A 13,154-nucleotide genomic window follows, 5' to 3' on the forward strand; every position below is an offset into this window, starting at 1 on the left:
GACTGCCCCACTTTTTGTTTGTGCCGCCTGGCGGCCAGCATTCGGTGGAGTCACTGAGTATGAGCAAAGATATTCACGCGCAACGCATCCTGATTCTGGACTTTGGGTCCCAGTACACCCAGTTGATCGCTCGTCGGGTACGCGAGATCGGGGTTTACTCCGAGATCCATGCCTTTGATATGGATGAGGCGGCGATTCGTGAATTTGCCCCCAACGGCATCATTCTGGCAGGCGGTCCTGAGTCCGTCACTGAACTGGATTCACCGCGGGCTCCGGCATGCGTATTTGACATGGGTCTGCCGGTGCTGGGCATTTGCTACGGCATGCAGACTATGGCCGAGCAGCTGGGCGGCAAAGTCGCCAGTTCCGACAAGCGTGAGTTTGGTTATGCGCGTGTGCGTCTGGCCGATAGCCCGAGCCGTTTGCTGGAAGGTATTGAAGATCACATCGCAAACAACGGCACTCTGTCACTGGACGTCTGGATGAGCCATGGCGACAAGGTGACTGAAATGCCTGATGGCTTCCACGTGATTGCGGCCACGGATTCTGCGCCGGTTGCCGCCATGTGTGATCCCAAGCGTAACCTGTATGGTGTTCAGTTCCACCCGGAAGTGACGCATACCAAACAGGGTCTGCGCATTTTGGAACGTTTTGTACGTGAGATCTGCAACACAGATGCACTGTGGACGGCAGCGAATATTATTCAGGACCTGATCGAAAAGGTGCAGAAGCAGGTCGGTGACCAGAAAGTGCTGTTGGGCCTGTCGGGTGGCGTGGACTCGTCCGTGGTTGCAGCCTTGCTGCACAAGGCGATAGGCGACAAGCTGACTTGCGTGTTCGTGGACAACGGTCTGCTGCGCAAGGGTGAAGGCAACCAGGTGATGGAGATGTTCGCCCGTAACATGGGTGTCAACGTAATCCGTGTCGATGCCGAGGATCAGTTCCTGGGCCGCCTGTTGGGCGAAGCTGATCCTGAAGCCAAGCGCAAGATCATTGGTAACACCTTCATCGAGGTGTTCGATGATGAAGCTGAAAAACTGAAAGATTGCCGCTTCCTGGCACAGGGAACCATCTATCCGGATGTGATCGAGTCTGCCGCTTCCAAGACCGGCAAGGCGCATGTCATCAAGTCACACCACAATGTGGGTGGCCTGCCGGAAGACATGAAGTTTGAGCTGGTTGAACCGCTGCGTGAACTGTTCAAGGATGAAGTGCGCAAGATCGGTCTGGAGCTGGGCCTGCCGTACGACATGGTTTACCGCCACCCCTTCCCGGGGCCGGGGCTTGGTGTGCGAATCTTGGGTGAAGTGAAGAAGGAATACGCAGAAATTCTGCGTGAAGCGGATGCGATCTTCATCGAAGAGCTGCACAAGGCCGACTGGTATCACAAGACCAGCCAGGCATTTGCCGTCTTCCTGCCGGTGAAGTCCGTGGGTGTTGTGGGCGATGGTCGTCGCTATGAGTACGTGATTGCCCTGCGTGCCGTTGAAACCATCGACTTCATGACAGCCCGTTGGGCTCACCTGCCCTATGAGCTGCTGGAAACCGTATCCAGCCGTATCATCAATGAAGTCGTCAAGGTTTCGCGCGTGACCTACGATGTTTCCAGCAAGCCGCCAGCCACGATTGAGTGGGAATGATCACACGTTAGGCACCAGCTGGTATTAACTGGCATTAAATGACACTTAAGCCCATGTTTTCATGGGCTTTTTTGTTTTTGTGTCTGGCAGTGTTTGGCAACTGATGGCAGCGGGAAGCACCGCTTGAGCGTGGTATCCAAGGTGGTACTATTGAGACATGATGCCATGAGTGATGGCCTATACCGTGCTGTCTAATCCCATCATGTTTTGTGTAACGACGTCGGTGATCTCTGACATGGCATAATACGTGCGGATGGGCGATAAAGTCTTGATGTTAGCCTGAATGCCAGCACCGACAGTAGGATTTGACCCGGCAATAGTGAAAATACTGGAGATCATGAGCCGTTCGTTTGTCCAAGGGTGATAGCGGCTGCTTGACGGGCGATCTTGGCGACATCGAGACTCAGGGCAAGGCCGGCATCGGTCAGTTCGTCGAGGCTAAACCACTTCGCATCAAGCGCATCGTCTCCAGCTACGGGCTCTCCGGCAATCCATTCACAAAGGACCGCAATCAGCACGAAGTGCTGATGTATCCGGCCGCTTTCGTCCTGGTCGAAGGCGTCCACCGCCGTGAATACCTGACGTGCACGACCTTGCACCCCGGTTTCCTCAAATAGTTCTCTGACGGCGGCAAGTTCAATCGATTCGCCAGCCTCTATTTTCCCTCCGGGGAAGCCCCAGCGGCCTGCGTCCGGCGGGTTGGCCCGGCGTACCAAGAGTATCTTTTCTTTGTGATAGACGGCGGCAATCGTAGCGGCGATTGGTCGAATGGTGGGGGTGTTCTCTGTCGTTGATAACATGTCAGCCTCGTTTGCGAGGCCAGCGAAGGCATGAGGTGTCAAAACCTGTCCCTTCGCCGGCATGATCCGATTCAGGCTCAAAGGGTCACTGTGCTGCATTCTTGCCAACAGTATCTCAGCCCCTGGGTGGGTGACCCCCCGGTATTGAGAAGCATATCAGGCATTATTGAATGGCGCAGTGCCAGGTTAGTAGGTCTGTCTTATTCCGCCTGGAGCGACCTGATTGATCGTCTCATGGTACAGAATTTCGCATAGATCTTGCGCTGCTGGGCTAGCATTCGAAGCACAGAGCAGGCTAAGGGCAATTGGTGGAAGCTCTGGTAGATCAAATTATTCGCCAATACACCTGATGTCTTTAGGCATGCCATGCTGGGTCCGCACTGCAAGACCGAGATTCGAACGATCACGTCAGGCGCGTTAGCACTGCATCTACATCATCTAGAAAACTCGTCCAATCACCATCTTCGTCAATGCCATTGATACGCAAGAGGAATAAGCCCTCAACGGCAAGGAAGGCAACGCGTGCTGCTTGGGCGTTTGAAGATGCGCCTGCCATACGGTCGAAAATTCCCCGGTACCAGGCGCTTGTTTCCCTTAAGTTCTCAGGGTTTTCCAGATAACTGACCATCAGGCCTGCAATCTTGGCATCCATAGCCTTTTGTGCGGTTCTCATTGCCTCAATGTAGCTTCGAATAAAGTCGAGCGGATCATTTGTCGGTGTTTCGTCCAGCATCGCATCGAACCGACTTGTCCAGCGGTCAACTAAGCTGCTTACCAACTCATCTCTGCTGGAGAACGAGTACTGTACGCCTCCCTTGGAAATGCCTGCAGCCTTTGCCAAAGCACCAATGGTCAGCGCTGAACCACCTTGTTCGCGTACAAGTGCTTCGGCCACATCCAGTAACCTGTCACGGGTAATAGTTGGTTTTCTGCCCATTGTTTTTCTTTTTTACCCCCACTATTATCTTTTTAAATACGATTGTATTTATATTTTAAATGACGCGCAAATCAGGGGTGAATCTGTGTCTTACTACTTTCCAAACCCCAGGCGCTGGCTGATTCTGATAGCAGTAATGCTGGCATTCCTGCCGGTTGTTCTCGATATGACCATTCTGCATGTTGCGGTCCCCACGTTAACCCAGGCGTTGGGAGCAACAAATAACCAAGTGCTGTGGGTCATCGATATTTATCCGCTGTTGATGGCCGGCTTGCTGGTGCCTATGGGTACTCTGGCCGACAGGGTAGGTAACCGACTCATCTTACTGATCGGCTTGGTGATCTTCGGGGCTGCCTCAGCCGCGACGGCCTTTGCGCCTACTGCACAGATGCTGATTGGTGCGCGTGTTATGCTGGCGTTGGGGGGATCAATGATCATGCCATGCGTGCTGGGCATTATCCGCCGTACCTTTGAGGACGATAAGGAGCGAGGACTGGCGCTCGGATTATGGGGTACGGTGGGGGCTGCCGGTGCGGCGGTTGGCCCGTTGATAGGTGGTGCGCTGCTGGAACATTTCTGGTGGGGCTCGGTGTTCTTGATCAACGTGCCTCTGATGCTCGTTGTAGCTCCGGCCTGCTGGCTACTGCTGCCGCGTCAGGAGCAGACCGTACCCGGTCATTGGCCGATTGGTCAGGCTTTGCTGCTGGTCATGGGTATGATTGCGGTGGTGTATGCGGCCAAGACGGGTTTTGGTGGCAAGCAACCCCTTGCAGTGGTGTTGCTGACGTTGGCTTTCGGATTGGCAATGCTGGTGCTGTTTGCTCGTAAGCAGTTCCGCGCTGCTGCGCCGATGCTGGATCTTTCCTTATTGGCACACCCTGCCATCGTCGCTGGCATCATCATGGCGGTGGTCGCCAGTGGCGCATTGGCCGGGGTCGAACTGACTCTGGCGCAGGAGCTGCAATACGTCCTGGACAAAACACCGCTTCAGGCCGGGATATTCATGATTCCCATCATGGCTGCGGCAGCAGTGGGCGGTCCGGTTGCGGGCTGGCTATCTGCCCGGTATGGACTGCGGCCAGTGGCCAGCCTGTCGATGGTCGTCGCAGCACTGTCGCTTGGCTGGTTGGCCGTGCAGAATTTTCATGCTCCGGGAGTGATTGTACCGCTACTGTTGGCACTGCTGGGTTTAGCGCTGAGTATCGGCCTGACTGCGTCATCCATCGCTATTATGGGCTCAGTCGATGCAAGTAAGGGCGGTGCTGCAGGTTCGCTGGAAGCGACCGGGTATGAACTTGGCACTGGTCTCGGCATCACTCTATTTGGTGTGTTTATGTCGGTTATTTTCAGGCGTAACCTCACGACCCCTGCTGGGTTATCCCCTGATCTCGCAGATCAGGCTGCGGTTTCGATGGGCGATACGTATCTGGTCGCGCGGCAGCTTTCCGACGATCAGGCCGCCGCATTGGTTGCTGCGGGCAAGGCGGCTTTTTCGACCACACACTCAGTGCTGCTGCTGACGTCTGCCGCATTGATCGGGGGGCTGGCGGTGTTGGTGTTCTTCCTGCTGACTGACATGCGCAAAGACTCTGCCTGAGATTAGCGCATGCCGACATCGTGCCCGGTTTGCTCGGCTCGGACAAATCTCATATCCGCAGGGCAGGCTCAACAGTTATATTTTTAGTGATAAAGTGGGAATAGGCGGCGAAGATAACGTCTGATGTGAAAACGGGTATGGTATGCGGCTCTATGGCGGTTGGGATCAGCATGAATGCCGAGACGGGACGGTGAGGCAGGGTAACTAGATGGACCAAGAAACACGGGATCAGGCTTTCATGCGTCATGCTCAGGTGCTCGCGGCGCGTGCAGCCGAGCTGGGAGAAGTGCCGGTAGGAGCGCTGGTGGTGCTGGATGGCGTTGTGATCGGCGAAGGCTGGAATCGACCAATCAGCAGTCATGATCCGACAGCTCATGCTGAAATCATGGCGTTAAGGCAGGCTGCAGACAAGGTGGGAAACTATCGCCTGGTGGGAGCCGAGCTGTATGTCACCATCGAACCCTGCACTATGTGTGCCGGTGCCATCGTACACGCGCGTATTGCAAGGGTTGTGTTTGGTGCTACTGAGCCCAAAGCAGGGGCTGTGGTAAGCAATGGCTGCGTGTTTGATCAGACCTGGGTCAATCATCGCCCGGAGTATCAGGGTGGGGTATTGGCAAAAGAATGCAGTGAGCAGATCAGTGATTTTTTCCGCTCGCGCAGAGCACAAAAAAAACGGCTCAAGGTTACAAACGGCCAGATTCCAGATGGCACAAATTCAGAGTGAGCTGGGCAGGTTGCTCAAGGGCAGAGGGCGCGCTTCCGAGCTGCTTTCATTCGTGTCAGCGGCATCGCTGTCGCTGCCAAGGTCCGGGTTCAGGTTGCGTGCCCCGGCGGTATCCACTTCCCAGCGCAACAGCTCCATATACTTGCGGATGTTGCTGACGTACTGCACCGGCTCATGCCCTCGGGCGTAGCCGTAGCGCGTTTGGTTGTAGTAGCGTGGGTTGCTCAATAGAGGCAGGTATTCGCGGACATGTTGCCACTTGTCGGGGTCCTTGCCGGCTTTCTGGGTCAGGATGCGGGCATCTTCAAGATGACCAAACCCCACGTTGTAGCCTGCCAGTGCAAACCAGGTGTGGTCGGGCTCAGGGATCCGCTCAGGGATCTTCTGCTTCACATTGACCAGGTATTGAGCACCGCCGAGAATGCTTTGCTTCGGGTCGGTACGGTCATCAACACCCACCTCAGCTGCCGCTGCCTGCGTCAGCATCATAATGCCTCGAACGCCTGTGGGTGAGACGGCATCGGCTCTCCAGTGTGACTCCTGATAGGCGATGGCCGCCAGCAGTAGCCAATTGATCCCGCTTGCGTCTGCTGCTTCACGGAACCAGGGGTAAAGTGGTAGAAAACGTTCTTCCAGGTCCCTCCGAAATGAAACCGTATCGAAGAAGTTAAGCGGATTGGTGCGTGAAAAGTAGCGCTCCTCGAGGGTTTTGATCAATTGTGCTGTTTCTTCCAGAGCAAACCATTGTTGCAAAGCTGCCTTGAGAGTGCCGTCATGATGGCGATTTAGCATCCAGGCGATGGGCTGGGGTGGTTGCAGTTCAAATGCGGCTTTCAGGCCGGGATAGAATGATTTTTGTGCATCAAAAACGGTTGAATCCAGAATGGTGTAGTCGAGGCTGCCCTCATGGACTCGGTCGAGCAGGTCGGTAACCGTATCATCCGGGTTACTGAACCACCGCAGCTTGGGGAATTCTTGTCGCAGTTGATCCAGCAGTTCTTCATAACTTGAGCTTTTGAGGACACCGATGCTGCGTCCGTAAAGGTCCAGCGGGGTTTTGGGCGCCGGATTTCCCTGTCGTACTCGGTAGATCAGCACGGGTGCGCTTTGGCGGTAGGGAGGCGAAAACTCAAAGCGCTGCTGGCGCTCGCGGGTGACGGTCAGGCTGGCAGCGGCCAAATGGGCGTTACGCTCCTGCAAGACCTGAAACAGCCCCGAGAAACTGGATGGCAGGACCAGTTCAAGCTCCACCCCCAGGTGGTCAGCAAATGCCTTGGTAAGTTCATACTCAAACCCTGCCGGCTCGGAGCGGCGAATAAAATAGGTCATGGGAGTATTGGTGGTGGCTACCCTCAGAACACCGTTGTTGCGAATCGCATCGAGCTGGGTAGGCGTTTTCAGCCCGATTATGGCGAGCACGAGCGTGAGACTGATCAGAGCGCCCGAATAGATCAGTTCTCGCAGGTGGGGTGATTTCCGCTCTTTAAACATAGGCTCGGCTATTCTGTATCTCGGTCGCCCGATCGGGTAAAATCAGCTTTCATTCTTTCGCTCTCCCATGCCTGGTCTGCAGGTAGAATCAAGAGGCTCGATATCAACATGCTCGTACTGCGTGGAGCTCCCGCTCTTTCGTCTTTTCGTCATGCCAAACTGCTTTCCTCGATCCGGTCGCAGGTTTCGTCCGTTACAGGTCTATACGCAGAATACACTCATTTTGCAGATCTGCAGCGTGATCTGGAGGAACAGGAGTCTCAGGTTCTAGATCGTATCCTGCGTTATGGTCCCAAGGCCAGTGCGGAAGAACCGGTCGGAGAACTCTTCCTGGTTGTTCCGCGTCCCGGCACTATCTCGCCCTGGTCCAGCAAGGCCACGGATATTGCCCGTAATTGTGGTCTGAATGCAATCGAGCGCCTTGAGCGCGGCGTCGCCTACCATGTGCGCAGCGAACAGCCGTTGACTGCTGAGCAGCGCGTTCACATCGCCGAGCTGCTGCACGATCGCATGGTCGAAGCGGTGATGACTGACCTGGATCAGGCGCAGTCCCTGTTCCGCCACGAACAGCCACGAACCATGACTCAGGTCGACATTCTCGGCGGTGGTCGTGATGCCCTGGCCAAAGCGAACGTAGAGCTGGGTCTGGCGCTGGCAGACGATGAGATCGATTATCTGGTTGAAAGCTTTAACGGTCTGGGGCGCAACCCCAACGATGTAGAGCTGATGATGTTCGCCCAGGCGAACTCCGAGCACTGCCGTCACAAAATCTTCAATGCCAGCTGGGATATTGATGGCGTGCGTCAGGAGCATTCCCTGTTCGCCATGATCCGCAACACCTATAACCTGGGTGGCGAAAACGTCCTGTCTGCCTACAAGGATAACGCGTCCGTAATCGTGGGCAGCAAGGCGGGTCGTTTCTTCCCGCATCCGGCCACCGGCCAGTATGGCTACAACCCGGAAGCGATCCATATTCTGATGAAGGTGGAAACCCACAACCACCCGACCGCCATCGCGCCGTTTTCCGGTGCCGCGACCGGCTCTGGCGGTGAGATTCGTGATGAAGGTGCTACCGGCCGTGGCTCCAAGCCGAAGGCGGGCCTGACCGGTTTCACGGTATCCGATCTGAACATCCCAGGCTTCGAGCAGCCCTGGGAATCCGGCTATGGCAAGCCGGAGCGCATCGCGTCTGCGCTGGATATCATGATCGAAGGCCCCATCGGCGGTGCCGCGTTCAACAACGAATTCGGTCGTCCCAATCTGACCGGTTACTTCCGTACCTTCGAACAGCAGGTGTCGGGTGCCAATGGCGATGAAGTGCGCGGTTACCACAAGCCGATCATGATCGCCGGTGGTCTGGGCAACATCCGTGAAGACCATGTGGAGAAGGGCGAAATCACTGTCGGTGCCAAGCTGATCTGCCTGGGTGGCCCGGCGATGCTGATCGGCCTCGGTGGCGGTGCGGCATCCTCCATGTCCTCTGGCAGTTCTTCTGCCGATTTGGACTTCGCCTCAGTACAGCGTGGCAACCCGGAGATCGAGCGCCGTTGTCAGGAGGTAATCGATCGCTGCTGGCAGCTGGGTGACGACAACCCGATCGCGTTTATCCATGACGTGGGTGCCGGTGGTCTGTCCAACGCTTTCCCCGAACTGGTGAAAGATGGTGGCCGTGGCGGCAACTTCGAATTGCGCAACGTCAATAATGATGAACCGGGCATGTCGCCGCTGGAGATCTGGTGTAACGAAGCCCAGGAACGTTATGTTCTGGCCGTGAAGCCGGAAGATCTGGCCCGCTTTGAAGCGATCTGCGAGCGTGAGCGTTGCCCGTTTGCGGTGGTCGGTGAAGCCACTGAAGAACACCATCTGACCCTGGGTGATACCCACTTCGAGAACAAGCCGGTGGATCTACCGATGAGTGTGCTGTTCGGCAAGCCGCCGAAGATGCACCGCTCAATCGAGCGCAAGAGCTACGAAGTGCCCGAGTTCGATACCCGCAAAATCGAGCTGGCAGATGCGGTCGAGCGCGTGCTCAAGCTGCCGGCGGTTGCATCCAAGTCCTTCCTGATTACCATTGGTGACCGCTCCATCACCGGCACCGTTGCCCGTGATCAGATGGTCGGCCCCTGGCAGGTGCCGGTGGCTGACTGTGCCGTGACTACCGCGTCCTACGACACCTATGCCGGTGAAGCGATGGCGATGGGCGAGCGTACCCCGCTGGCGCTGATCGACTCACCGGCCTCAGGCCGCATGGCGGTCGGTGAGACCATCACCAACCTGGCCGCGGCTCGTATCGGTAAGCTGTCCGACATCAAACTGTCCGCCAACTGGATGTGCGCTGCCGGCCACCCGGGCGAAGACGAAAAACTGTATGACACCGTCAAGGCGGTGGGTATGGAGCTGTGTCCGGAGCTGAGCATCACCATTCCGGTGGGCAAGGACTCCATGTCCATGCGTACCGTTTGGAATGACAACGGCGAGCAGAAGAGCGTGACTGCACCGATGTCGCTGATCATCTCCGGCTTTGCACCGGTGCTGGATGCGCGCAAGACACTGACGCCGCAGCTGCGCACCGACAAGGGTGAAACCGACCTGATCCTGCTGGATCTGGGCAACGGCCAGAATCGCATGGGTCTGTCGGCACTGGCGCAGGTCTACAACGAAGTCGGTAACAGCGTACCTGATGTGGATGACGCCGAGCTGCTGGCCCACTTCTTCACCGCCATTCAGGAGCTTAACGAGCAGGGCCTGCTGCTGGCCTACCACGATCGCGCCGATGGCGGTCTGCTGGCCACTGTTGCCGAGATGGGCTTTGCCGGTCGTACCGGTGTGGATCTGAACCTGGATCTGCTGGCCGAAGACACCTCCGAGCTGGCCGCCGCCCTGTTCAACGAAGAGCTGGGTGCGGTAATTCAGATCCGTCGCGACGATATGGAAACCGTGCTGAACGAACTGAACGCGGCAGGCCTGGGTGATGTGGCCAAGGTGATCGGTACGCTGAATCCGGATCTGCAGCTGAACTGCTTCTTCGATGACGAAGAGGTCTACAGTGCCGATCTGATTCAGCTGCAGCGCTGGTGGAGCGAAACCTCCTTCCGTATTCAGGCGCTGCGTGACAACTCCGAATGTGCACAGCAGGAGTTTGATCGTTTGCTGGATCGTGAAGATCCGGGCCTGAATGTAAGCCTGAGCTTTGACCAGAACGAAGACGTGGCGGCCGACCTGATCGCCTCCGGTGTGCGTCCGAAGGTTGCGATCCTGCGTGAGCAGGGCGTCAACGGTCAGGTCGAGATGGCGGCAGCCTTTGACCGTGCCGGCTTCGATGCCATCGATATGCACATGAGCGATATCCTATCCGGTCGCATTACGCTGGATCAGTTCCGTGGTCTGGTCGCCTGTGGCGGCTTCTCCTACGGTGACGTTCTGGGTGCTGGCGAGGGCTGGGCCAAGTCCATTCTGTTCAACCCGGTGGCGCGTGAGCAGTTCACCGCATTCTTCGAGCGTGAAGATACCTTTGCGCTGGGCGTGTGCAATGGCTGTCAGATGCTGTCCAACCTGCATGAACTGATTCCGGGTGCCGATCTCTGGCCGCATTTCGTGCGTAACCAGTCGGAGCAGTTCGAAGCCCGTGTAGCGATGGTGGAAGTACAGGACAGCCCGTCCATCTTCCTGCAGGGCATGGCCGGCTCCCGCATGCCGATCGCGATTGCTCACGGTGAAGGTCGTGCCGAATTTGAAGACGATGCGCAGCTGCGCATGCTGAATGAATCCGGTACAGTCTCTCTGCGTTTTGTGGATAACCGTGGTGATGCCACCACTGTGTACCCGGCTAACCCGAACGGTTCGCCTCTGGGTATCACCGGTCTTACTACGCCGGATGGCCGCGTCACCATCATGATGCCGCACCCTGAGCGTGTCTTCCGTGGTGTGCAGAACTCCTGGGCGCCGGATGACTGGTCCGAGGATGGTGCCTGGATGCGCATGTTCCGCAATGCGCGTGTCTGGGTCGGTTGATCGGGTAATGGCTTGAATTTAGAAACGGCAGCTTCGGCTGCCGTTTTTGTTGGGTGCGCCAGGCATGGCGCGTAGCGCCGTGACGGGCGCTGTTCCGATGCGCGTGGTGGCGGTCGGATGACTTGGAGGTGCAAGTCCTCTGTGGGCCCGGCAAGGGGAACCACTAGCCGAACGGCAAGGGTGTCCATCGCGAGGTGGAATCTGAAGGAAGCCGAAGGCAAAGCACTGACCTGACGAACAGAAATCGCATACGAGGCGGCAGCTGTGGGTGAGGAGTCTACTATCTTCAAAGCCCGGTACTTGCACGGAGCGGCGGTCGTAAATGCGGCAGGTATAAGTGTGAAGGTCGCGCGTCTTACCCTGGGAGGTCTGTTGTCCTGCCTTTGGCTACGGCTGTCGTGAGGCGGCCGGATGGGACCACAGAATTCAGCAGACGCCATAGTAGGTGGCTTACCGGTCACTGAAGGGCTGAACATGATAGACGAATCGGGAGCCCTGCCCCTTGATGACCCTGAACAACACTGAACAGATGGCTGAGACGCCATCACTTGCCGAGGAGGTGACCGGGCAGAACCCGGTTGCGGTCCCGTGCGAGGTGTTGCCGGTTACAGCGGGCGCAGGATCACTGCCGAGCGAGGCTGACATGGACCTGATGTCAGCGGTACTGGCCCGTGGCAACATGCTGCTGGCCTACGATCGGGTTCGTCGCAATAAAGGCGCGCCCGGGGTGGATGGGATGACAGTCGAGGCGCTCAAGCCTTACCTGAAAACCCATTGGCCCGAGATCAAACAGCAACTGTTGGAGGGGCGGTATACACCCCAGCCGGTGCGCAAGGTTGAAATCCCCAAACCCGGGGGAGGCACCCGTATGCTGGGTATTCCCTGTGTTCTGGATCGCCTGATCCAACAGGCATTGCATCAAGTACTCAGTCCACGCTTTGAACCCACGTTCTCTGATCACAGTTACGGCTTCCGACCGGGACGCAGTGCCGCTCAGGCGGTCCTGCAGGCCCGATCCTACATGGAAGAGGGACGACGCTGGGTGGTCGATATCGATCTGGAAGCGTTCTTTGACCGGGTCAACCACGACATCCTGATGTCGCGGTTGGCGCGCAGGATCATGGATGCACGTGTCTTGAAACTGATCCGTACCTATTTACAGGCCGGGATCATGGAAGGAGGCGTGGTAACGGCGCGGCGGGAAGGCACGCCACAAGGCGGCCCCCTCTCGCCGTTGCTGTCCAATATCCTGTTGACGGATCTGGATCGAGAACTGGAACGGCGGGGCCACCGGTTCTGCCGGTACGCGGACGACTGCAACATCTACGTGAAAAGCCGGAAGGCGGGAGAACGTGTGCTTGCCTCATTGACCGACTATCTTGAGCAACGACTCAAACTTCGCGTCAACCGGGGCAAGAGCGCGGTCGATCGCCCCTGGAACAGGAGTTTTCTTGGCTACAGCGTGGATAAACGCAAGCGGAACATCCGGCTCAAAGTGGCAGAGAAATCGCTGAAGCGTCTGAAGGCCACGATCAAGCAGGTGCTTCGCCGAGGCCGAGGACAGAGGATCTATCGGACGGTCGAGATACTGACCCCGAAACTGCGGGGCTGGCTCAACTACTTCCGTTATAGCGATGTGAAAGGGAGCTTCGAGGCACTGGATGGCTGGATCCGTCGTCATCTGCGCAAGATCCTCTGGCGTCAATGGAAACGGCCGTTCACCCGGGCCAAGATGCTGATGCGACTGGGGCTGTCTGAAGACAGGGCTTGGCGCAGTGCCACCAATGGGCGTGGTCCTTGGTGGAACTCATGCGCCTCGCACTTGAACCAGGCGCTGCCGAAGAAAGTGTTTGATCGAATCGGACTGGTATCGCTGATGGATCAGTACCATCGGCTTAAATGTATGTCATGAACCGCCGTATGCGGAACCGCACGTACGGTGGTGTGAGAG

At 57.0% G+C, this 13,154-nt stretch carries 8 protein-coding genes; 5 read left to right on the plus strand and 3 right to left on the minus strand.

All coding sequences use genetic code 11. From position 1 onward, the window contains the following. Positions 1-59: 59 nt before the first annotated feature. Positions 60-1,640, plus strand: coding sequence for a glutamine-hydrolyzing GMP synthase (gene guaA, locus CFI10_RS05655; protein WP_206840446.1), 1,581 nt, complete (start codon positions 60-62; stop codon positions 1,638-1,640). A gap of 335 nt (positions 1,641-1,975) precedes the next feature. Here the strand turns inward: guaA and CFI10_RS05665 are convergent, their stop codons facing one another. Together CFI10_RS05665 and CFI10_RS05670 are read right to left on the minus strand one after the other, a co-directional pair. Next, positions 1,976-2,503: an NUDIX hydrolase gene (locus CFI10_RS05665; RefSeq protein WP_242530128.1), complete on the minus strand. Its 528-nt coding sequence runs from the start codon at positions 2,501-2,503 to the stop codon at positions 1,976-1,978. Positions 2,504-2,843: 340 nt separating this feature from the next. Next, on the minus strand, positions 2,844-3,377 hold the full coding sequence (locus CFI10_RS05670; RefSeq protein ID WP_206840450.1) for a TetR/AcrR family transcriptional regulator: 534 nt from the start codon (positions 3,375-3,377) through the stop codon (positions 2,844-2,846). Positions 3,378-3,462: 85 nt separating this feature from the next. Here CFI10_RS05670 and CFI10_RS05675 point away from each other — a divergent pair, with 85 nt between their 5' ends. Together CFI10_RS05675 and tadA are read left to right on the plus strand one after the other, a co-directional pair. Beyond that, positions 3,463-4,974, plus strand: coding sequence for an MFS transporter (locus tag CFI10_RS05675; RefSeq protein ID WP_242530129.1), 1,512 nt, complete (start codon positions 3,463-3,465; stop codon positions 4,972-4,974). A gap of 208 nt (positions 4,975-5,182) precedes the next feature. After that, on the plus strand, positions 5,183-5,701 hold the full coding sequence (gene tadA, locus CFI10_RS05680; protein ID WP_206840452.1) for a tRNA adenosine(34) deaminase TadA: 519 nt from the start codon (positions 5,183-5,185) through the stop codon (positions 5,699-5,701). On the opposite strand, the gene mltF is transcribed toward tadA, so the two are convergent. Continuing rightward, complete coding sequence (gene mltF / locus CFI10_RS05685) at positions 5,693-7,192, minus strand: membrane-bound lytic murein transglycosylase MltF (protein ID WP_206840454.1); 1,500 nt, start codon at positions 7,190-7,192, stop codon at positions 5,693-5,695. The genes tadA and mltF overlap by 9 nt on opposite strands. 108 nt (positions 7,193-7,300) lie before the next feature. Between mltF and purL the strand changes: the two genes are divergently transcribed. Further along, entirely contained in the window at positions 7,301-11,203 is a 3,903-nt protein-coding gene (purL, locus tag CFI10_RS05690; protein ID WP_206840456.1) for a phosphoribosylformylglycinamidine synthase, read from the plus strand. A gap of 505 nt (positions 11,204-11,708) precedes the next feature. Beyond that, on the plus strand, positions 11,709-13,115 hold the full coding sequence (ltrA, locus tag CFI10_RS05695) for a group II intron reverse transcriptase/maturase (protein WP_242530130.1): 1,407 nt from the start codon (positions 11,709-11,711) through the stop codon (positions 13,113-13,115). The last annotated feature ends 39 nt before the right edge of the window (positions 13,116-13,154 follow it).

Source organism: Marinobacterium iners, assembly GCF_017310015.1.
Lineage (GTDB): Bacteria > Pseudomonadota > Gammaproteobacteria > Pseudomonadales > Balneatricaceae > Marinobacterium > Marinobacterium iners.

What these genes read in the sequence shown, in the direction of transcription:
- guaA (WP_206840446.1), top strand. Translation starts at nt 60, where the DNA reads ATGAGCAAAGATATTCACGCGCAACGCATCCTGATTCTGGACTTTGGG.
- CFI10_RS05665 (WP_242530128.1), bottom strand. Translation starts at nt 2,503, where the DNA reads ATGCCGGCGAAGGGACAGGTTTTGACACCTCATGCCTTCGCTGGCCTC.
- CFI10_RS05670 (WP_206840450.1), bottom strand. Translation starts at nt 3,377, where the DNA reads ATGGGCAGAAAACCAACTATTACCCGTGACAGGTTACTGGATGTGGCC.
- tadA (WP_206840452.1), top strand. Translation starts at nt 5,183, where the DNA reads ATGGACCAAGAAACACGGGATCAGGCTTTCATGCGTCATGCTCAGGTG.
- mltF (WP_206840454.1), bottom strand. Translation starts at nt 7,192, where the DNA reads ATGTTTAAAGAGCGGAAATCACCCCACCTGCGAGAACTGATCTATTCG.
- purL (WP_206840456.1), top strand. Translation starts at nt 7,301, where the DNA reads ATGCTCGTACTGCGTGGAGCTCCCGCTCTTTCGTCTTTTCGTCATGCC.
- ltrA (WP_242530130.1), top strand. Translation starts at nt 11,709, where the DNA reads ATGACCCTGAACAACACTGAACAGATGGCTGAGACGCCATCACTTGCC.